This window comes from Sulfitobacter sp. M13 (assembly GCF_053474885.1).
In genome coordinates this window covers 1702539-1723115 of sequence record NZ_CM130281.1, presented here as the reverse complement: position 1 = coordinate 1723115, position 20577 = coordinate 1702539, and the positions used below count along the sequence as shown (strand labels likewise).

The following is a 20577-nucleotide window of genomic DNA, read 5'->3' as shown; positions in this document are numbered from 1 at the left end:
CCATGAAAATCTCACCAATCCCTTAACGCCGCCCGACCAGACCGAACGCAGCTCTCGCAACACCGCTTCATTTTGCCGGTTAAACCCTCCCCGAAGGGCCGCTTTCCTCCGCGAACCGCTCACAACCCGCGCACCCCGGGCATCCGCCACCGCGCCGCAGGCTCGATCATCAGCTCGTGCAGCGCCCAGACCAGCGCATCCACGCGGTCCGGCGATCCGCCGCCCTCGTACCCCCGCGCCGTCATCCGGCACATCTGGTCCTCCAGCGCGTCCAATCCCGCGACATGGCCCACGCGGCCCTGCTCGTACAACGCAGCCACAGGCTCTGCCCGCGCGACCTTGCCGCGGCTGGCGTGGACGGATTTGACCGGCACCAGCGGATCGACCTGTCGCAAGACCTCCACCACCATCTGCCCGCCTTGATTGACCTCGGCGACCAAGCGGTCCGCGCCGAACTGCTCCATCGCGCTGATAGCGGCCCGCGCCCAAGCCGACGGGGTCGCCCCCTGCACCGTGCAATCGGCCAGCACCACCGCACGCCAGTCCTGCGGCGGGCCTTGCGTCTGCGCGCCCACAACCACGATCCCACATTCATCCGACCCTGCTCCGGCGGTCGTGGCAGGGTCCAGACCCACGACAATGCGGTCCAGCACGGGCAAATCCCGCACCCGGCCCGCTTCGATCATTTCCGACGTCCAAAGCGCCCCTTCCGCATCCGCCAGCAACACGCCATCCAGCTCCTGACGCCCCAGCCGTGTCCCGCGATACCGCGCGCGCACCTCCTCCAGAAACGACCCCGCAAGGTTTGCGGCATTGGCCTCCGTCGGCGCATGGGTGGTCACGGTCGATGGCGACGCCAGCAAGGCCTTTAGCACGCCTACATTGCGCGGTGTCGTGGTCACGCACACGCGAGGGTCATCGCCGAGGCGTAACGCAAACTGCAGCTGGTCCCACGTCTCTTCGGCCTTCTTCCATTTCGCCAACTCGTCTACCCATGCCGCATCAAATTGCGGCCCGCGCAGCCCTTCGGGGTCATGCGCGGTATGAACCGTCGCCACGGCACCATTGGGCCAGACCAGCCGCTTGCGCGTCGCCTCCCAGTCCGGTCGCCGATCCGCAGGCGAACACGCCAATATCCCGCTGTCGCCAAAGATCATCACTTCGCGCACCTGCTCTATCGTCTCGCCCACCAGCGCCACACGCCTGCAGCGCCCCGCATCCAAGGGCCGCGACCCTTCGACCTGCGCACGCACCCATTCCGCGCCCGCGCGTGTCTTGCCCGCACCGCGCCCGCCCATGATCACCCAGGACCGCCAGTCACCTTCAGGGGGTAGCTGATGCGGCATCGCCCAGAACTCGAACAAAAAAGGGAGAGCCAAAAGCTCTCCCTCATCCAGATCATTCAAGAACCGGTCTTGCACCGCAACATCGGCGGAGCCGATCCAGCTTGCACCCGATGTCAGCCCGCGCCTGCTCCATGTCCAGCGCGTATCCGCCTCGGGCAATGCCCGCTTGTCTGTTTCTGCACTCATTCAGATAGGTCTCCACTTTGACGCAGGTCGCCACCATGCCACTGGCTTTACCCAATGCTTTCGACGCTGCTGTTTCGTTTATTTCCTCCCCGGATCGGGCCTGTTTTCTCAGGCTCTCTATCTCGCGGCGCAAATCACGGATCGCGGTCTGCAACGCCTGAAGCTGCTCTTGGCTGGCAGCAATTTCTTGTTCCGGGGTATTCATCGTCATCTTGCTCTTACCTCTCGTTTTGGACCTCCAACCCGAGCAAACACGAAAAAACGGCCACCGGAACTTAATCCGGGGCCGTTTGCCCATGTCTTCTAGCATGGACGTATTTCTATGTCAGAGCGGACGCAAAGTCAAGGAAAACAAGGTTACCGAAACCTTTCAACCCCTTACGATGGTTAACAAATTCCTAATTTACACCCGATCGGACGCTTAGTTTCCGCCCGTTGACGCATTGCCCGCCGCTTCCGCGCCGCGCTCTGCCTCGATCTTGCGCCAGCGTGCCACATTGGCGTTATGCTCTTCCAATGTCTCGGCAAAGGCGTGACCGCCCGTGCCATCGGCAACAAAGAAAACATAGTCTTCGCTGGCCGGTTGTGCGGCGGCCATCAGGCTCGCACGACCGGGGTTGGCAATGGGCGTCGGCGGCAGCGCGTCGATGACGTAGGTGTTGAACGGTGTCTCCTTGCGCAGCTCGCTGCGGCGCAGACCACGCCCCAAAATGCCCTGACCGTTGGTGATGCCATAGATCACAGTCGGGTCGGTCTGCAGACGCATGCCTTGATTCAAACGGTTGACGAACACGCTGGCGACCTGCTCGCGCTCTTCCGGCACGCCTGTTTCCTTTTCGACGATCGACGCAAGGATCAACAGCTCCTGCGGCGTTTCAATCGGCAGATCAGGATCGCGGGCATCCCAGGCCTCGGCCAGACGCAGTTCTTGGGCAGCAGCCATGCGGGTCAGGATCGCGGCGCGGTCGTCCCCCTCGGACACCTCATAGCTGTCGGGGGCCAAGGTCCCCTCGGCGGGCACGGCCTCGATCTCGCCAGCCAGCAAGTCGATGGATTTCAACGCCTCGGTCACCTGCCAGCTTGTCACGCCTTCGGCCATTGCGATGCGGAACCGTGTGTCAGCTTTTGCCTTGGTCTGGGTATAGACCTCCGGCACCTCATCCTCCCCGGGAGAGAACTCAGCCCTTTCGACAAAACGGTTGGTCGTGGGGTCCAGCTCGCGTACCTGAGTGCTGATACGATTGACGCCGATCCGGTACACAACCTCGGTGCCGCAGGTGCTGGCCCCGCCGCGCGTGACCGTCTCTACGATCTCCTTCATCGAGGATTCGGGCTGGATCAGAAAGCTCCCCGCCTTCAAGGCGCGGGTCTTTTCCTCATACTCGGCCCCCAACCGGAAGATCGCGGCCGAGCTTACGGCCTCTTGTGTAGCAAGATCATCGCCCACAGCCCGCATGTTCGACCCACGTTCCACCTGCAAGCAAATCGCCTGCGACAGAGGTCCGGGCGCATCATACTGCCCCCGGCCCCACAGGATAATCCCGCCTAACAAAAACAAACCTAAAATCAAAAACGTAACAGCGTTAGACGCGATATGCCGCCACATTAGGATGCTTTCCCGAAGATAACGCTCGCGTTGGTGCCACCAAAGCCGAACGAGTTGCTCAGCGCGATGTCAATCTTGCGCTCGACCTTCTTGTTCGGTGCCAGATCGATCTTGGTTTCAACGGCAGGGTTGTCGAGATTGATGGTTGGCGGTGCCACCTGATCGCGGATCGCAAGAATAGAGAAGATCGCTTCGATTGCGCCGGCAGCCCCCAACAGGTGACCGGTGGCAGATTTGGTCGACGACATCGTGACCGTTTCAACAGCATCGCCCAGCATCCGCTCTACGGCACCCAGTTCGATCACATCGGCCATAGTCGATGTGCCATGAGCGTTGATGTAATCGATATCGGTTGGTGCCAGACCGGCATTGCGCAGCGCGTTGCGCATGGACCGCTCCGCCCCGTCGCCGTCTTCGGCAGGTGCGGTGATGTGATAGGCGTCGCCCGACATACCGTAGCCCAGAACCTCGGCATAAATCTTGGCCCCACGCGCCTTGGCGTGTTCGTATTCTTCCAGCACCACAATGCCCGCGCCTTCGCCCATGACGAAACCGTCACGATCGGCGTCATAGGGGCGGCTTGCCTTGGTCGGATCGTCGCCACGTTTGGTAGACAGCGCTTTACAGGCGTTAAACCCTGCCATGCCGATCTCGCAAATCGCGGCCTCGGCCCCGCCAGCGATCATCACATCGGCGTCACCATGTTGGATCAAACGGCTTGCATCACCAATCGCGTGCGCCCCGGTAGAGCAGGCAGTCACGACCGAATGGTTCGGACCGCGGAAACCATAGCGAATCGACACCTGACCCGAGATCAGGTTGATCAGCGCACCGGGCACAAAGAACGGGCTCACGCGGCGTGGGCCTTTTTCGTGCATCATTACTGCGGTGTTCGCGATAGAGTTCAAGCCGCCGATGCCAGACCCGATCAACACGCCGGTGCGTTCCAGATCTTCACGGTCGGTGGGCATCCAGCCGGAATCCTCGACCGCCTGCTGTGCTGCCGCCATGCCGAACAGAATAAAGGTATCAACCTTGCGCTGTTCCTTCGGCTCCATGTATTTGTCGCCGTTGAACGTGCCGTCGGTGCCATCACCAAGAGGTACTTCGCAGGCGTATTGCGTGACCAGTCTACTGGGATCAAAGCCCGTGATCGTGCCCGCACCGGACTGACTATCCAAAATTCTGGACCAGCTGGCCTCTACGCCATCGGCAAGCGGCGTTACCAATCCCAAACCTGTCACAACTACTCTGCGCATATCCAAGCCCCTTGGTGTTTCTTTGCGTTGACCGGCTATACCTTGCCGAGCCCGTAAATTTCAAGACGCGAAGCGTTCAAGCTGCGGCCAGACCGGCGGGCCTTCGCGCGTCATTGAACGTATCTTGTCGCCATAAAGCCCTATGTTACGCGGGGTAAGACGCGCAACATAGGGAACTGTCGCGCCGCGGTTTCCCGTCTCGCGCCCACAAGTGACATGCCGCGAACGCACAGGCCAAGCAGCCCGCGTCAGCCTGACGTAAAAACGGCGCTCCTCCCTTAGGAAGAACGCCGTTCTTTAAAACTCGCGCCGCCGCCATGCCCCTTGGGGCCCGACTGGCGAAAACGTCTTAGGACGCTTCTTTGATGAACTTGACCGCGTCGCCGAAGGTCTGGATGTTCTCAGCTGCGTCATCGGGGATCTCGATGCCGAACTCTTCTTCGAACGCCATAACCAGCTCAACAGTGTCGAGGCTGTCTGCGCCAAGATCGTCGATGAACGATGCGTTCTCAACAACTTTGTCTTCTTCAACACCCAGGTGCTCTACAACGATCTTCTTTACGCGGTCTGCGACGTCGCTCATATTCTGTCCTCATTCATTCGGGCAGTCCTGCCCTCTTCTGTTTCCGTCAGAACCTTATGCGGTCCTTTTGGATCGTGCCCCGAGGGGCGGCTATGGCCCTTGTTGTCACAAGGTAAGGGGGGCAATCAAGCCTCCCTGTCGTGGATTCTGCGCCCCATTTAGCACAACACGCGGATTTGGCAAACGCTTTGCAGCGCAGGCTCACAACATGGCCATACCGCCGTTCACATGCAAGGTGGTTCCGGTAACATAGGCGGCTTCAGGGCTGGCCAGATAGACGACAGCCGATGCGATTTCGGATGCTTCGCCCATGCGACCCGCAGGGATCTGCCCCATGATTCCCGCCTTTTGGTCGTCGGTCAGCTTGTCGGTCATTGCCGTGGTGATGAAACCGGGGGCAACAGCATTCACGGTGATCCCGCGGCTGGCGACCTCATAGGCCAGTGATTTCGACATCCCCACCATACCGGCCTTGGACGCGGCATAGTTCGCCTGACCTGGGTTGCCGGTGGCACCGACAACGCTCGAGATATTTACGATCCGGCCCCAACGCGCCTTCATCATGCCGCGCAGCACGCCTTTGCACAGCTTGAAGGTCGCGGTCAGGTTGACGTTGATCACCGAATTCCATTCGTCATCCGACATGCGCATGAACAGGTTGTCGCGGGTGATGCCGGCGTTGTTGACCAAAATATCAACCGATCCCATCGCCTCGGCCGCCTGCTTGGGCAGCGCGTCAACGGCATCCATATCGCTCAAGTTACAGGGCAGCACATGGGCGCGTTCGCCCAATTCCGCCTTCAACGCCTCCAACGGTTCGGTGCGGGTGCCAGACAGGCCCACGGTCGCGCCGCGTGCATGCAGGCTGCGCGCGATTTCAGCGCCGATACCACCCGAAGCACCGGTAACCAGCGCATTTTTTCCAGTAAGATCAAACATATATAATTCCTTTCGCGACCTGTCTCAGGCCGTTTTCACGGCAGCGACATCGGCAGCGGTGCCAATGTTCACGCAGGTGATTTCCTTGTTGATGCGACGGATCATACCCGACAGAGCCTTGCCCGCGCCGATTTCCCAAACCTCGGTTACCCCCTGCGCGCCCATCCATTCAACCGACGACATCCAGCGCACCTGACCGGTCACCTGTTCGATCAACAGTTTGCGGATCTGATCGGGGTCGGTGACCGCTTCGGCCACCACATTCGCCACAACGGGCACGGCGGGGGCGTTCATCGTCACATCTGCCAGCGCGCCGGCCATTTCGTCTGCGGCGGGGGCCATCAGGGCACAGTGGAACGGCGCAGACACGGGCAACAGCAACGCACGCTTGGCACCGGCAGCTTTCGCCAGATCAATCGCGCGTTCAACGGCGGCCTTGCTGCCCGATACAACATTCTGCGCCGGATCATTCTGGTTGGCGACCTGACAGACATCGCCCTGCGCGGCTTCTGCGGCAATGGCTTCGGCCTGATCAAAGCTGAGGCCCAAAAGTGCTGCCATAGCACCCTGCCCCACAGGCACAGCCGCCTGCATCGCGCGGCCACGAATGCGCAGCAACCGCGCCGTATCCGCGAGCGAGAATGTCCCCGCCGCGCAAAGCGCTGCATATTCTCCCAGCGAATGGCCCGCGACATAAGCCGCCTTGTCGACAGTAATGCCTTCGGCCTTCAACGCCGCCATCGCCGCCATTGACGTCGCCATCAGCGCAGGTTGCGCGTTTTGGGTCAGCGTCAGCGCGTCCGCGTCACCTTCCCAAATCAGCGTCGACAACTTTTCGCCCAAGGCTTCGTCCACCTCGTCAAACACGGCTTTTGCCGCCGGATAGGCGTCAGCCAGATCGCGGCCCATTCCGATAGTTTGCGCGCCTTGGCCCGGATATACGAATGCAATGGTCATAAAGTCCCCCGAATTTGCGTTTCCAGCGCTTTAGCGCGTGGGTGCCCGTCAAACAAGCCTGCACGGCGACTGTGCGCTGATCCGCATTGGTCCCGACCAGCCACTATAGTATGGATAAGCCACCTTAATTCCCGACGGAGCAACCCGATGGCCTATTCCAATACCGCAATCCGCTATGGCGGGGTGACCAAGTTTTTTCACTGGCTCACCGCCCTGCTGATCCTGACGCTGATCGCGCTTGGCCTTTATGCCAGCGACCTGCCTCACGACACCCAAGACGCCCTGACCCGCAAGGCGTGGTTCTTCTCGTTACATAAAACGCTGGGTGTCACGGTGTTCTTTGTCGCCCTCGCCCGAATTGTCTGGGCCTTCACCCAAACGAAACCGGGGCTGCTGAATGCGGATCACAAACTGGAAAGCTGGCTGGCCGAAACGGTGCATTGGGTGCTCTACGGGTCTTTGGTGATCGTGCCGCTGGCCGGCTGGATCGGCCACGCCGCGGCCTCCGGCTTTGCGCCGATATGGTGGCCATTGGGGCAATCCCTGCCGTTCATTCCTAAAAACACCACTCTCGAACACGCCTTTGGCGCGGTGCACATTATCGCGGGCAAATTGCTGATCGGGGCGCTGTTCCTGCATGTGGCAGGCGCGGTGAAACATCATGTGATTGACCGCGATTCGACGCTGCGACGCATGTTGCCGGGCGAGCCGGCGATTGGCCCGCTCCCTGCGCAACACCACTCTGCTGCGCCGGTGGTAACCGCGACCGTGGTCTGGATCGCGGCAATCGGCCTGGGTTTGGGGCTGGGTCTGGGCCAACCGGCCGATACAGAAGAGACCGCAACGCTCGACGCCGTGGCGTCCGAATGGCAGGTCCAAAATGGCACCATCGCGCTTGAGGTCACGCAGTTCGGGTCCGTCGTGGCAGGCAGCTTTGCCGATTGGACATCCGCGATCACCTTTGACGAGACCGTCCAAACTGGCAAAGCCGGCGAGGTGACGACCACGGTCGCGATCCCATCGCTCGGCCTCGGGTCGGTGACGGATCAGGCGATGGGTGCGGATTTCTTCAATACCGAGGCCTTCCCCACAGCAACCTTCCAAGCTGATATCAATGTCGCCGCAGATGGCTACATCGCGGCAGGCACGCTCACGATCAAGGACCAGTCCATGCCGGTCGAACTGCCCTTCACCCTGACACTTCAAGACGACACCGCGCAGATGACGGGCACCACTACGCTGGACCGTCGCAACTTTGGCATCGGGGAAACGGTGACGGATGAAACCACGCTCGCCTTTAGCGTCACCGTCAACATTGATCTCACCGCCACACGGGGACAGTAATCCGATCAACAACGGCGCGGGCCATATGGCCCCGCCCCCATAAACGCAAAAACGCCGGGGACCTGCCCCGGCGTTTTCGTTTTCTCAATCAAAAAAAAGCTTATTCAGCCTTCATCGCTTCGATAGAGATGTTCACTTGTACTTCGTCGCCGACGAAAGGCGCGAACTGACCGAGGTTAAAGTCGGTGCGCGTCACAGTGGTGGTCGCGTCGAAACCGGCCCAAGGCTTTTTGGCCATTGGATGCTCGCCCATCTGGTTCAGCTTGGCGTCCAGCACAACGGATTTGGTGACGTCATTCATGGTCAGGTCGCCGGTGATCAAGGCAGTTTTCTCGCCCGTGACTTCGATGCCCGTGGAGACAAATGTCACCATGTCGCCATCTTCGGCCCCAAAGAAGTCACCTGTCATAAAGTGCTCGGTGCGCGGATCCCAGCCCGTGATCATGTCTTTGACGGGGAACGATACCGAAACGGAGGAATTCGCGGGCTCCGCTTCGTCCATCATGATTTCACCGTCAAAACCGCTGAACATCGACGTGGTGGTCGAGAACCCAAGGTGGTTATAGGTGAAAACGATCTGGCTGTGGCTTGCGTCCAGCACGTATTTCTCGGCTGCGAACGCGGATGTGGCACCCAGTGTAAGGGCAGTAGCAAGAAGGACAGACTTCATGTTCATTGGAATTCTCCTGTTGGCGTGTGTCTGGAGTATACATGAAGCATTTCAACATTTCAGCAACCCAGCAGCGTTCAACAGTTAGTGCGCATTGGCGAACAGTCGCGCGCCCTTTAGGTGCCCGCTTTGCCGTACAACACCCGGATAGGATCAGACCACCTGACCGGAATCCCGCAGGCTAAAGGTCAGATTATCGACCACACGACGTTCTGCGATATGAACATCCACAATGAAATTGCCCCGCCCGTCCCAAAAGTGGAAATTCCGGCCGATACGCTCTACCCGTCCCAGATCGCAAAAGTTGCACCGGTGCAGCACGCGTTTGGCCCCGACCGCGCGGGGGCGTACAAGACGCAGCTCGCGGCGCAGCGTATCAATCTGTATGTCGGGCAACGCGGGCTTTTGCCCTGATAGCATCAGGCTTGCGCCCAGCATAAGCGAAAGCACAGACAGCCCCACCTTGAACAACATCACATCAGAGCCAAAGTTCGACCTCGGCGTCAGCCACAGCCCCGTCGCTGCCAGCACCAAAGCCACCCCGAGCACCCGCTGACCGCTGCGCAGCACTGCCCGCGATCCATCCACCATTCCGGCCTGCGTGGAAAACTGCACGCTGTCTGCTGTAAAATTCGTTACTGCGCCCATTGCTCTGACCAACCTTCATCAACCTATGTTCTCTCCCCATCAGTTCTCGTATGAGTTCATGACGAAAAAGAGGCGCACTCGTGACCCATCCGTGATCAAGGTGGACCTATTCAAACGTCCGTCCAAAGATACGTCTGTGACAAACCCGAGGTCCGTGTGTCCCTGCGCGTCACGCGCCCTTGCCCTGCCCGCAAAACCGTGTATATCGACCCTTCGTTTTGCATTATCTTTTGAACCGCGCAGACTCTCGTGGTGGGGCCGCAAAACGCAAATGCCCTACCTATGAAATGCGCCTTGATATAAATAGGAGTGCACATGCCGCTTTATGAGCATGTTATGATTGCGCGTCAGGACTTGTCCAACACGCAAGCAGAAGGTCTTATCGAACATTTTGGCACAGTTTTGGCTGACAACGACGGCAAGCTCGTCGACAGCGAATACTGGGGCGTCAAAACGATGGCCTACAAGATCAACAAAAACCGCAAGGGCCACTATGCCTTCCTGCGTTCGGACGCACCTGCGACCGCCGTTCAGGAAATGGAACGCCTGATGCGTTTGCATGATGACGTGATGCGCATTTTGACCATCAAAGTTGATGAGCACAAAGAGCTGCCATCGGTCCAGATGCAAAAACGTGACGAACGCCCCGAGCGTGGCGAACGCCGCGAACGTCGTTGATCATCAGCTTGCAATAAAGGACATAAACCATGGCCGCTAAACCATTTTTCCGCCGCCGTAAGGTCTGCCCCTTCTCGGGCGACAACGCACCGGCAATCGATTATAAAGACACACGTCTTCTGCAGCGCTACATCTCTGAGCGCGGCAAAATCGTTCCTTCCCGTATCACCGCAGTCTCCGCGAAAAAGCAGCGTGAATTGGCCCGTGCCATCAAACGCGCCCGCTTCCTCGCCTTGCTGCCCTACGCCGTTAAGTAAGGAGAAAGCACATGCAAGTTATCCTTCTGGAACGTGTGTCCAAGCTGGGCCAAATGGGCGAAGTCGTGGACGTAAAGCCAGGCTACGCACGCAACTATCTGCTGCCTCAGGGCAAAGCGCTGTCGGCTTCCAAAGCCAACATCGAAGCGTTCGAGGGCCGCAAGGCACAGCTTGAAGCTGACAACCTCGAAACCAAAAAAGAAGCCGAAGCCATGGCGGACAAGCTGAACGGTCAGCAGTTCGTTGTGATCCGCTCAGCTTCCGATTCGGGCGCTCTGTACGGTTCCGTCACAACACGTGACGCATCAGATGTGGCAACAGCCGAAGGCTTCACAGTCGACCGCAAGCAGGTCATTCTGGGCAGCCCCATCAAAGATCTGGGCCTGCACGACGTTACCGTCGTTCTGCACCCCGAAGTCGAAGTCACCATTCAGCTGAACGTTGCACGTTCCGCCGAAGAGGCCGAGCTTCAGGCTGCTGGCAAGTCGATCCAGGAATTGGCCGCAGAAGAAGAAGCTGCAGCCGAATTCGAGATCTCTGAACTGTTTGACGATCTCGGCTCCGCCGCATCCGACGACGATGATCTGCCACAAACAAACGAGAAATCGGACGAAGACGAAGCGTAAGCTCAAGTCTTTCGACCTGATTCCAAATGAAACGCCGCCGCTGAGCCTTCAGCGGCGGCGTTTTTCGTTGTCCAATCGGCGACATGCCGCCCTTAGGTAAGCGACGCCCTGCCCATCCGAAACCGGCATTGTTGCGCAGCATCTCATGGATTGTATGCATGGGGCTCCCATCAACGATGCGAGTCACCCGCATGAATACGCTCACACGCCGCTCCCTTTGTCAGATGTTGCTTTGCGCACCCGCCCTATCCGCCTGCGCAAGTACCGAAGCAGAACCGCCCGCCGTGGCCCGTAAAATGCCCTTACACCCGAACGAGACGCCAGAGCTGCGTGGCCTGATCAACAAATGGGCCGATCACTACGAAGTGCCCCGCCCCTTGGTCCACCGCCTTGCCATCCGCGAAAGCACGCACCGTCCAGAGGCGCGCAATGGGCCGTATTTCGGCCTACTTCAGATCCTGCCCGCTACCGCACGCGGCATGGGCTTTAGCGGCGACGCCGGCGAACTTTTAAATCCTGATGTCAATTTGAAGTACGGCGTAAAATACCTGCGCGGCGCTTGGCTGCTGTCCAATGGCGATCACGCCACAGCAATCAAATGGTACGCCCGCGGTTACTATTACGAAGCAAAACGGCGCGGCATGTTGGTTGAAACCGGCCTGCGCAAGGGCTGAGCCGCTGCGCTGACGTCCGGCACGAGGCCGCTGCCAGCATCGCCCCCCAGATAGCAAAAGGGCCACCCAATCGGGCGGCCCTTTCTTTTTACGTCACCGGCGAGGGTGAAAGACTTATTCGTCGTCCAGCTCTTCTACGGCTTTCTGCAGATCTTCTTTCGACACTTCTTTTTCGTTCAATGTCGCTTGTTCGAACACGTGGTCGACCACTTTATCTTCGAACAACGGTGCGCGCATCTGCTGCTGCATCTGCTGGTTTTGTTGAACGAATTCAAAGAACTGACGCTCCTGACCAGGGTACTGACGTGCCTGGTTCATAATCGCTTGGGTCATTTCCGCGTCGGTCACCTGAACTTCGGCTTTCTGACCCAGCTCGGCCAGCAGCAGCCCAAGACGCACGCGGCGCTCGGCCAGCTTCTTGTGCTCGTCTGTGGTCTCGATCTCGGGGTGATCGTGGCCTTCAACTTCGGGGTTGTCTTCGTGCCACAGCTGGTGCGCGATCTGGCCGGCTTCGGCTTCAACCAACGACGGGGGCAGATCAAAGCTGACCATTTTGTCCAGCTCGTCCAGCAGGCCGCGTTTCATAACAGCGCGCGAGGCACCGGTATATTCCGCTTCCAGACGCTCTGCGATCTGGCTTTTCAACGCGGCGAGGTCTTCTGCACCGAATTTCTTGGCCAGCTCGTCGTCGATTTTGGCAGCGACGGGCTTTTTCACTTCTTTAACTTTGCACTCGAATACGGCTTCTTTGCCCGCGAGGTGAGGTGCTTGGTAATCTTCGGGGAAGGACACGGTGACGTCTTTTTCGTCGCCCGCAACAACACCGACCAGCTGCTCTTCAAAGCCGGGGATGAACGAGTTGGAACCCAGAACCAGCGGGTAGTCTTCTGCAGCGCCGCCTTCAAAGGCTTCGCCGTCTACCTTGCCGAGGAAATCAAATGTGATCTGATCGCCATCTTCGGCCTTGGCACCCTCTTCGCGGGCTTCAAAGTCTTGAGCGGTCTCTGCCAGATTGGCCAGCGCTTCATCGACGGCAGCGTCGTCAGCTTTGACAACCATTTTGTCCAGCGTGATGGACGACAGGTCGACTTCGGGGATTTCTGGCAGCGCTTCATAGGTCATGGTGACCTCGACGTCGTCGCCTTCTTTCCAGTCTTCGTTCGCCATTTTGACGTCAGGCTGCATCGCGGGGCGATCGCCGGACTTTTCAAAGTGTTCCTGCATGGCGCCATCAATGCTTTCCTGCATGGCTTCGCCCGTAACCTTCTGGCCGAACTGCTTTTTCAGCAGCGCCATTGGCACTTTACCTTTGCGGAAACCCTTCATCTCGACTTCGGGCTGCGCTTCGGCCAGCTTTTCGTTGACCTTGGCCTCCAGCTCAGCTGCTGTCACAGTGATGGCATAGCCGCGTTTCAGACCTTCGTTCAGCGTCTCGTTGACCTGCATGTTTGCTCCATAGGGTAAGGCCGCGCATTGCGTGGCGCGGGCGGAAAAATTTCCGCTCTTCTATTGGGGCCTGCGCTTGGGCGCAAGCGGATTTGGCGGCGGGGGTCCCGTGGGACGGGGCAATTTGCCCCCTGCCCCCGCCTACCGGTGGTAAATAACGTCTCGCGTGGTCCTCAAGCGGCGAAGGGTCACCGCCTCAGGCCCCGATCAAGCCTAGGTCATGCCCAGTGCTTCTTTATACATCTCAAGGACGGCTTCTTCTTCGGCGATATCATCCGCCTCACGCTTGCGCAGCGCGATGACCTTGCGCAGAACTTTGGTGTCGTAACCGCGCGACTTGGCCTCTGCCATGACCTCTTTTTGCTGCTCGGCCAGGTCTTTCTTTTCTGCATCCAGCCGCTCGATCCGCTCTACGAACTGGCGAAGTTCGTTTGCGGTGACACGATACGTTGCATCACCGATGGCGTCTGCGGATTCGGGATTGGTAGCACTGTCGCTCATCTGGGGCGTCCTATGTCTTGAATGGGTCAGCGCAGTGACTACCCCCGTGCCTGCCCTGCCGCAAGCCACTCTTGCCCATTGGGCGGAATTCGGATAGCTCGCGCCCTATGGAAAACGCATCTCTATCTATCTTTGACGCCCTAATCTGGGCTGGCGCAGCTATCTCATTTGTTGGGCTGGTCGGGCTTGTGTGGTGTATCGTGCGCGTGGCCCGCGCCAAACGCGCCGCCCTGTCCGAAGAAGAGATGCGCGTCGTCTTGCAGAAAGTCCTGCCGTTAAACCTTGGCGCGTTGCTGTTGTCGGTGATCGGGCTGATGATGGTCGTCGTGGGTATTATCCTCGCGTAACGCTTGTTTGCAGGGCATCGCGCGCTCTGCCGGCCGCGCTCACAACGCTTGCGCCTTGCCACACATTCAAAAGTCACTATATGTTTCTCTGACACCTGCCACTTATGGCGGTCTTTGAGGGCGAAATAGCATATGATTGAAGCAGATTGGATTTGGGGCCTGATTGGCGGACTGTTGATTGGATTTGGTGGCGCGGTGTATCTGCTGGGCAACGGCCGCATCATGGGGGCCAGTGGCATCGTGGGCGGGCTGGTCGACGGGTCGGGCCGAAGCACTTGGGCCGAACGCGTCAGCTTTTTGGCCGCCCTGATTGTTATTCCCGCGGCAATCGCGGCCTTGGCCCCGACCCAAGCGACGACCCACCTGACCGAAAACCTTTGGCTGGTTGGCGTGGCAGGGCTGTTGGTCGGTCTGGGCACCCGTATTGGCAACGGCTGCACGTCCGGCCACGGCGTTTGCGGGATTTCGCGGCTGAGCCCCCGCGGCATCGTCGCCACGTTGGTCTATATTGCGGCGGGGGCCTTGATGGTCGTCGTCTTGCGCAGCTTTGTCGGAGGGATTTGAGATGCGTAACATGATTGCCGCGCTTGCGGGCGCTCTGTTTGGCACCGGACTGTACCTGTCTGGCATGACAGACACCCAAAAGGTCCAGGGGTTTCTGGATTTCCTTGGCAGCTGGGACCCGACATTAGCCTTTGTCATGGGAGGGGCCATTCTGCCTATGGCGGTGGCGTGGGCGATGACCCGTACCCGTCGCCCTGTTACCGGTGGTGACTTTCCCGCCCGCCCCGATGCGCGCTTGGATCGCAAGTTGATTATCGGCGCAGTGCTGTTTGGCGCAGGCTGGGGATTGGTCGGGCTGTGCCCGGGTCCGGCGCTGGCGTCGCTGGGTTTTGGCGGCTTGGGCGGCATTATTTTCCTGATCGCCATGCTGGCAGGCATGATGATCGCCCCCAAAGCGCGGCGGATACTAGACACACCGCGGACGGCTGGATAAATCAAGCTATGGATATTCGTAAAATCACCCCCCGCTTCTATGCTTCCCCTCAGATCGACCCGTCCGATATGGGCGCGATCAAAGAGGCCGGCATCACCTTAATTTTGTGCAACCGCCCCGACGCCGAGGTTCCCCCCAGCCATCAACATGCGGCCATTCAAGCCGCCGCAGAGGCTGCCGGACTGCGTTTCGCGTTTCAGGAGTTGACCCATCAAACGATGACCCCCGACGTCATTGCCCACAATCGCGAAATCGGCGTGGCGCAGGACGAAGTCGTTCTGGGCTATTGCGCCTCTGGCACACGGTCCACGATTGCTTGGGCTTTGGGTCAGGCTGGCAAACAACCGGCTGACACGCTGATAGAAGCCGCCCGTGCCGGCGGCTATGACCTGAGCCATATGCGCGACGTGCTCAGCGCCCCCTACGCCTAAGAGCCGCGCACAAGGGCGCGCCTGGTCCGTCACGACAGCAGATAGCGCCGCTTTGGCGCTATCCCCCACACAGCCACGTTCATCTACATCATCCCATAGTGCGCATCCTTTACCGCTGCTTCATCCCCTTCAAGATGACGCACAAAGGTTACGAATCTGCTTAGATGCGATGAGAAATCGGCTTAAACGTCAGTCTGCGCGATCGGCAGCTCAACACGGAATCCGGTGCCCGAGACATCAGTGAGATACGATATATCCCCCTGTAACCGCTTGATAATCTCGCGGCAAATGGCAAGACCCAGACCGGCCCCCTCACCGCCTTGCCCCGGTAAACGACTAAATTTTTCAAAAATCAGTGCTTGCGAAGCGGCGTCAATTCCTACGCCATTGTCTATCAGATCAACGATGATACGCCGCCCACGCTGATGTGCCCGTATGGACAGCTGCGGGTCATCGGCCACACAATATTTCTGTGCATTAGTAATCAAGTTTATGAAAACCTGCACCAAACGATCCAGATCGGTATCCAGCACGATATCTTCACCCGCGCTTTCCCGATCAATCTTGATCACACGCGTATTCGCCGCCCGCGCTGTGATGACCGCCTGATCCAACACATCGCGCAAAACGCCGCGTTGCCGGTTCAATGAGACCTCGCCGTTTTCAAGCACAGACAAGTCCAGCAGATCATCCAACAAGCGTGTAAGCCGGATGGTTTCGGAGTGAATAATCGACGCGTAGCGGGTCTTTTCTTCCGGCCCCAACCCTTCGGCATCGCGCAAAATCTCTGAAAATGCGCGGATAGAGGTCATGGGCGTGCGCAATTCATGGCTGATCTGGCTTAGAAAACTATCTTTTTGATGTGACAGTTGGGTCAGCTTGTCATTGGCGCTGCGCAGTTTCGCAGCGGTATCTGTCAGCGCACGGGATTTGATTTCCAGCTGGCTGGAATATTCCAGCATCTGCGCCGATTCGTCCGCCACAGCGAGCAGATCCTGAACCGAAACAGAGGCCCCGCCCACCAGTTGCGCCACCATTGCATGCGCCGTGGCGGCCCCCACAGATGCTGCGAGCTCGCGTTCTAGCGCCTGAACAAATCGCGGTGTCGGTTCGGGTAGGCCATCGTGTTTTTCTTGCAACTGCGCTTGCGCCCGAAAGAAGCCTTGCGCCTCTGCAGCGCCCAAAATGCGCTGTGCCATGATCATCAGATCCTCGCTCGCCGCGACCGACGCGCTCCATCCGCGTGCGGCCGTGGAATGGTCAAAGATATTCACGAATTGCGCACCTTGCAGCCGCTCTACGGGGGCAGGAAAGCTGAACAGGGACACGGTGACAAAAACCAAAGTGTTGATCGAAAGGCTCCAGAGAACGGCATGAACTGTCGGATCTAACCCATTGATCCCAAATAAGGCCTCGGGTCGCAGCCACTGCAAGCCGAACAACCCGTCCTGAAAGGTAGACGCCGACAGCGCGGCCCCTGCGCCAAAGCTTGGCAACAGCATCGTATAGACCCACAACGCAAAGCCGATGGTCAGCCCGCAGATCGCCCCCGTCCGCGTTGCACCGCGCCAGAAGATGCCCCCCAGCAGCACCGGCAAAAACTGCGCCACCCCCCCGAAAGAGATTGTCCCGATCGCCGCAAGCGCACCGCCCCCGCCCGACAGCCGGTAATAGCAATACCCCAGCGAGATGATCAGCAGGATCGACAACCGCCGCGACAGGATCACCACGTGACGCACGTCGCCCGACTGCTGGACCGTTTTTTGTCCATAGGTCAGCCAGATTGGCATAACGATATGGTTGCTCACCATTGTCGACAGCGCCAGTGTCGCGACAATCACCATCGATGTGGCAGAGGAAAACCCACCGAGAAAGGCGAACATCGCGAGCGAATTCTGCCCCTGGCTCAGCGGCAGGCTCAGGACGAACAAATCAGGGTTCGACCCTTCGGGCAGCAGATCGAGCCCGACCACGGCAATGGGCACGACGAACAGGCTCATCAGCATGAGATACAGCGGGAAAGCCCAGCTGGCGGTCTGCAAGTGGCGCTCGTCGCCGTTCTCCACGACCAAGACCTGAAACATGCGCGGCAGGCAGATAAAGGCCGCAGCGGCCAGCAGCGTCAACGCGGTCCACCGGCCCCCTTCGACCTGCCATTGCCCGATCGCGGACCGGTCAATCTGCGCCAGTGTCTGTTCGACACCACCTGCGACCCCCCAGACCACGAAAGCACCAACCGCCAGCAGTGCCAGCAGCTTGACCACCGCTTCTACTGCGATGGCGATGACCACGCCGTGATGGCGTTCGTTGGCGTTCAAATTACGGGTGCCGAACAACACAGTGAACAGCGCCAGCCCCACCGCGACCCAAAACGCCGCCTGTGCCGAATTGATCTGGCTGCCCCCGGTCGTGGCCTGTGGCTCGGCGCTGGCAAAGATCGACAAGGACAGGGTAACTGACTGTAGTTGCAGTGCAATATAGGGCGTCACCCCGATGACTGCCATGATCGTGACCAATATCGCCAAGAGGTTCGATTTCCCGTATCGCGAAGAAATAAGATCCGCGACCGAGGTCACGCGATGGGACCGACCGATGCGCACCAAACGGCGCAAGATCCACCACCAGCCGATCATCACCAGCGACGGGCCAAGATAGATCGTCACGAATTCCAGCCCTGATCGCGCCGCATAGCCGACCGCGCCATAAAACGTCCAAGCGGTGCAATAGATCGACAGCGACAGCGTATAGACCAACGGCGAGCGCAACAGCCAGTCTCCACGCCCGCGGGCGGCAGCGCGTTCAGCGGCAAAGGCCACGGCAAACAGCCCCACCACATACAGCAAACAGACGGCAACCAGCTGGTTCAGCGACACCATCAGCCTTGGGTTTCCTGTTCGATCTGACGCGCTGTCCGCCGCCACAGCAAAAAGCAGCAGGCGATCCCGATCAGCCAAACGCCAAAGACATAGCGCAGCGCATGTGACATGGGGACAGCATCGCCCGCAGAGGTATCTTGCACCGGCCACAAAAGCGGTACCATCCAGAACCCCAGCACCAGCAGCGGCAGCAGCCGAACGGCGTCCATCATGCGGCGAAACCTGTAGCTGCGCCGTTCAAGAAACAGCGGCGAGCCGGGCAGTTTACTCATGCTTCTGCGGTGCCTGCAGCTGTTAGATCGCGCACGGCCGCCAGCATATCGGCATTAGAGAAAGGTTTGGTCATAAAGCGGCTGACGCCCGCCTCTAGCGCGATTTCGCGGTCGCGGGTCTGGCCGCGGGCGGTCAGCATCAGAATAGGCAGATCGGCCAGCGCTGCGTCCGCGCGTAGCTCTTTAAGGATTTCGAAACCGCTTTTACCGGGCAGCATCACATCCAGCATCACCAGATCGGGACTGGCATTGCGGATGACCTCGACAGCGGTGGCCCCGTTGGCCAGCGTTTCGACGCGCCAGCCTTCGCGACCCAATAAAAATCGTATCGCCTCGGCGATGTTCGTCTCGTCTTCTACGAGCACGACGTGTTTGCCCATTGGCAAAATCCCTCCCTGTGGCCCTGGTCGCATTATAACGCGATCTTGGTAGGCCGAGAGGCAGGATGCACGGAAAACCCTGCCCTGTCAAAAGCCTGTTACCCGCCCTTATACACCATCATTCAAGATTGACGGCTCGCGGCGTGCAGGACATTCGGTGCGCGGACAAACCCGGCACGTGGCACCGACATCGTGCACAGCTACGGTTTCGGGGCTGGCGGGTAGGATCAACATGACCGACTGCAGCAAAGGCATCGCGTTGTAATCGCGCACGTTCTGGGGTTCGCAGGTCGCATAACAATCAAACGACGCATATCCCCGCCCCAGCTGCGCCACCCGTTGTTTCTGCACCATGCCGGGGCTGCCCAAGACGCTGAACAACGGCCACAGCGGGCAGCACGCGCCAAAGCGGGGCACGACAAACCCGTCGATGGATTTGCGAAAGATCAACGTACCCGACCGGTCGCAAACGACCAGTCCTGCGCCCAGTTCCGGCACCGTCGCCATACGGCGCAAAACACGCGCGACGGGCTGCCGCAGCAGCGCGGCAAGTGCGACGGGGTCCGGCCCTAGGTGACCGAGTGCTTGGGTCAGCCCGGCAATCGGCAGCGCCTCTGCATCGATTGAAATCTGCTGTAAAACATCGCGCGCGATATGCCGTGCAGCAACGCTTTGCAGGTCGGGGGCGGCCTGGATCAACGTCTCGATGGCCCCTGCATCCCCATCCGTGACCTCCAGCGTTGCAAAACGATAGCGGTGCGCGGCCAGAAACGCTTCGACCTCCTCTTGCGGAGAGTTGGCGGCGGGGGTGATCTCGGGGTCGGCCTCAAGGTACCCCACAAGCGCCTGCGCGCTATCCGCAAGGCGGCGGCTGTCCTGATCGATGTTGATGTGAAACCGGTCGCGCCATTCGGGTTCAAGCGTCTTGGTATCGGCAAGGATCGACGCGGTTGACCGGATCGCCGCCGCGGTGGTCAGCAGTTCGTGCATAGAGGCCGCCAGATGCGGGTCATGGGCCAAACGGTCGGTCAGCGTCTCGACGGTGCGTTCAAGCGTGGCGATCCGGCGTTGCGCGCTGGCCAGCACATCGGCCCAACCGGGAAAACGTCCGGCAAATTCGTCGGCGCGGTTCACCTCTGGCCCGCTCAGCCGCGCATCATCCGCGGCCTCGCGCAGGGTAGCAATCAAGGCGGCTTCAGCCCCTTCGGTCAGCGCCGTCGGCTCCACCCCAAGCGCGCCTGCGATGTTCAGCAGCAGTTTCCCGCCGATTCTGCGCCGGTTGTGTTCGATTAAGTTCAGATAGCTGGCCGAAATGCCGATCCGCTTGGCCAGATCAGCCTGCTTTTGCCCTGCCATCACCCGCCGCTCGCGGATGCGACTGCCGGTCAACGCATCGCGGGTCATGCGACACAGCTGCCGGATTTATACCGCATTATCAACGGCTTTCTGCGCTGCAATATCATTAAATTTACAAATCCCCCTAGGCCTCTGCGAATATATTTACAGAATAGTTGTTTTTATCAAGGGGCTTGTTGATCGGTTTTCAGTTTTCCT

General features: G+C 59.4%; 24 protein-coding genes. 9 read left to right on the top strand and 15 right to left on the bottom strand.

Annotated features, from left to right (window positions below; genetic code table 11):
• Positions 1 to 119 precede the first annotated feature (119 nt).
• From ACVBAU_RS08230 to fabD, 7 genes are all read right to left on the bottom strand, one after another.
• Positions 120 to 1463, bottom strand: a complete 1344-nt coding sequence (locus ACVBAU_RS08230; protein WP_448328939.1) for a DNA-packaging protein — start codon at positions 1461 to 1463, stop codon at positions 120 to 122.
• Positions 1399 to 1743: a hypothetical protein gene (locus tag ACVBAU_RS08225; protein ID WP_335745471.1), complete on the bottom strand. Its 345-nt coding sequence runs from the start codon at positions 1741 to 1743 to the stop codon at positions 1399 to 1401. Before ACVBAU_RS08225 ends, ACVBAU_RS08230 begins: the two co-directional genes overlap by 65 nt.
• A gap of 210 nt (positions 1744 to 1953) precedes the next feature.
• Positions 1954 to 3138 (bottom strand): endolytic transglycosylase MltG, encoded by a 1185-nt coding sequence (gene mltG / locus ACVBAU_RS08220; protein ID WP_138923588.1) that lies wholly within the window; start codon positions 3136 to 3138, stop codon positions 1954 to 1956.
• Positions 3138 to 4397 (bottom strand): beta-ketoacyl-ACP synthase II, encoded by a 1260-nt coding sequence (fabF, locus tag ACVBAU_RS08215; protein ID WP_138923589.1) that lies wholly within the window; start codon positions 4395 to 4397, stop codon positions 3138 to 3140. The genes mltG and fabF overlap by 1 nt, the downstream gene beginning before the upstream one ends.
• A gap of 349 nt (positions 4398 to 4746) precedes the next feature.
• Positions 4747 to 4980: an acyl carrier protein gene (locus ACVBAU_RS08210; RefSeq protein ID WP_005852881.1), complete on the bottom strand. Its 234-nt coding sequence runs from the start codon at positions 4978 to 4980 to the stop codon at positions 4747 to 4749.
• A gap of 201 nt (positions 4981 to 5181) precedes the next feature.
• Positions 5182 to 5919 (bottom strand): 3-oxoacyl-ACP reductase FabG, encoded by a 738-nt coding sequence (fabG, locus tag ACVBAU_RS08205; protein ID WP_448325628.1) that lies wholly within the window; start codon positions 5917 to 5919, stop codon positions 5182 to 5184.
• Between the two features lie 24 nt (positions 5920 to 5943).
• Positions 5944 to 6876, bottom strand: coding sequence for an ACP S-malonyltransferase (gene fabD, locus ACVBAU_RS08200; RefSeq protein WP_138923591.1), 933 nt, complete (start codon positions 6874 to 6876; stop codon positions 5944 to 5946).
• 147 nt (positions 6877 to 7023) lie between these two features.
• Here fabD and ACVBAU_RS08195 point away from each other — a divergent pair, with 147 nt between their 5' ends.
• Positions 7024 to 8220 carry a cytochrome b/b6 domain-containing protein gene (locus ACVBAU_RS08195; RefSeq protein WP_448325625.1) on the top strand — a complete coding sequence of 399 codons (1197 nt, stop codon included), beginning with the start codon at positions 7024 to 7026 and terminating at the stop codon, positions 8218 to 8220.
• 100 nt (positions 8221 to 8320) lie between these two features.
• Here ACVBAU_RS08195 and ACVBAU_RS08190 read toward each other — a convergent pair whose 3' ends face one another.
• Positions 8321 to 8890: a YceI family protein gene (locus tag ACVBAU_RS08190; RefSeq protein ID WP_171048972.1), complete on the bottom strand. Its 570-nt coding sequence runs from the start codon at positions 8888 to 8890 to the stop codon at positions 8321 to 8323.
• A gap of 153 nt (positions 8891 to 9043) precedes the next feature.
• On the bottom strand, positions 9044 to 9538 hold the full coding sequence (locus ACVBAU_RS08185; protein ID WP_448325623.1) for a hypothetical protein: 495 nt from the start codon (positions 9536 to 9538) through the stop codon (positions 9044 to 9046).
• 315 nt (positions 9539 to 9853) lie between these two features.
• Here ACVBAU_RS08185 and rpsF point away from each other — a divergent pair, with 315 nt between their 5' ends.
• The 4 genes from rpsF to ACVBAU_RS08165 all read left to right on the top strand — a co-directional run bounded on the left by rpsF (position 9854) and on the right by ACVBAU_RS08165 (position 11773).
• Complete coding sequence (gene rpsF, locus ACVBAU_RS08180) at positions 9854 to 10216, top strand: 30S ribosomal protein S6 (protein ID WP_138923594.1); 363 nt, start codon at positions 9854 to 9856, stop codon at positions 10214 to 10216.
• Positions 10217 to 10245: 29 nt separating this feature from the next.
• Positions 10246 to 10473, top strand: coding sequence for a 30S ribosomal protein S18 (rpsR, locus tag ACVBAU_RS08175; protein WP_005852865.1), 228 nt, complete (start codon positions 10246 to 10248; stop codon positions 10471 to 10473).
• Between the two features lie 11 nt (positions 10474 to 10484).
• Positions 10485 to 11099, top strand: a complete 615-nt coding sequence (gene rplI, locus ACVBAU_RS08170) for a 50S ribosomal protein L9 (RefSeq protein ID WP_138923595.1) — start codon at positions 10485 to 10487, stop codon at positions 11097 to 11099.
• Positions 11100 to 11323: 224 nt separating this feature from the next.
• Positions 11324 to 11773, top strand: a complete 450-nt coding sequence (locus tag ACVBAU_RS08165) for a transglycosylase SLT domain-containing protein (RefSeq protein WP_138925130.1) — start codon at positions 11324 to 11326, stop codon at positions 11771 to 11773.
• Between the two features lie 114 nt (positions 11774 to 11887).
• Here ACVBAU_RS08165 and tig read toward each other — a convergent pair whose 3' ends face one another.
• The gene (gene tig / locus ACVBAU_RS08160) at positions 11888 to 13219 is read right to left on the bottom strand and encodes a trigger factor (protein WP_138923596.1); all 1332 of its coding nucleotides are present in this window, start codon (positions 13217 to 13219) and stop codon (positions 11888 to 11890) included.
• Between the two features lie 213 nt (positions 13220 to 13432).
• Complete coding sequence (locus ACVBAU_RS08155) at positions 13433 to 13720, bottom strand: DUF2312 domain-containing protein (RefSeq protein ID WP_093733905.1); 288 nt, start codon at positions 13718 to 13720, stop codon at positions 13433 to 13435.
• 107 nt (positions 13721 to 13827) lie between these two features.
• On the opposite strand from ACVBAU_RS08155, the gene ACVBAU_RS08150 reads away from it, so the two are divergent.
• The 4 genes from ACVBAU_RS08150 (at position 13828) to ACVBAU_RS08135 (ending at position 15495) form a co-directional block, all read left to right on the top strand.
• Positions 13828 to 14067 (top strand): hypothetical protein, encoded by a 240-nt coding sequence (locus tag ACVBAU_RS08150; RefSeq protein WP_448325616.1) that lies wholly within the window; start codon positions 13828 to 13830, stop codon positions 14065 to 14067.
• 132 nt (positions 14068 to 14199) lie between these two features.
• Positions 14200 to 14631 (top strand): YeeE/YedE family protein, encoded by a 432-nt coding sequence (locus tag ACVBAU_RS08145; protein ID WP_448325614.1) that lies wholly within the window; start codon positions 14200 to 14202, stop codon positions 14629 to 14631.
• A gap of 1 nt (position 14632) precedes the next feature.
• A complete protein-coding gene (locus ACVBAU_RS08140; protein WP_448325612.1) occupies positions 14633 to 15064 on the top strand; it encodes a DUF6691 family protein in 432 nt (143 codons plus the stop codon).
• Between the two features lie 8 nt (positions 15065 to 15072).
• On the top strand, positions 15073 to 15495 hold the full coding sequence (locus tag ACVBAU_RS08135; protein WP_138923599.1) for a TIGR01244 family sulfur transferase: 423 nt from the start codon (positions 15073 to 15075) through the stop codon (positions 15493 to 15495).
• 182 nt (positions 15496 to 15677) lie between these two features.
• Here the strand turns inward: ACVBAU_RS08135 and ACVBAU_RS08130 are convergent, their stop codons facing one another.
• From ACVBAU_RS08130 to ACVBAU_RS08115, 4 genes are all read right to left on the bottom strand, one after another.
• Positions 15678 to 18371, bottom strand: coding sequence for an ATP-binding protein (locus ACVBAU_RS08130; protein ID WP_448325610.1), 2694 nt, complete (start codon positions 18369 to 18371; stop codon positions 15678 to 15680).
• The gene (locus tag ACVBAU_RS08125; protein WP_138923601.1) at positions 18371 to 18643 is read right to left on the bottom strand and encodes a hypothetical protein; all 273 of its coding nucleotides are present in this window, start codon (positions 18641 to 18643) and stop codon (positions 18371 to 18373) included. The genes ACVBAU_RS08130 and ACVBAU_RS08125 overlap by 1 nt, the downstream gene beginning before the upstream one ends.
• Complete coding sequence (locus ACVBAU_RS08120) at positions 18640 to 19023, bottom strand: response regulator transcription factor (protein ID WP_138923602.1); 384 nt, start codon at positions 19021 to 19023, stop codon at positions 18640 to 18642. The genes ACVBAU_RS08125 and ACVBAU_RS08120 overlap by 4 nt, the downstream gene beginning before the upstream one ends.
• A 108-nt stretch (positions 19024 to 19131) precedes the next feature.
• Positions 19132 to 20427, bottom strand: coding sequence for a short-chain fatty acyl-CoA regulator family protein (locus tag ACVBAU_RS08115; protein WP_448325607.1), 1296 nt, complete (start codon positions 20425 to 20427; stop codon positions 19132 to 19134).
• Between the last annotated feature and the right edge of the window lie 150 nt (positions 20428 to 20577).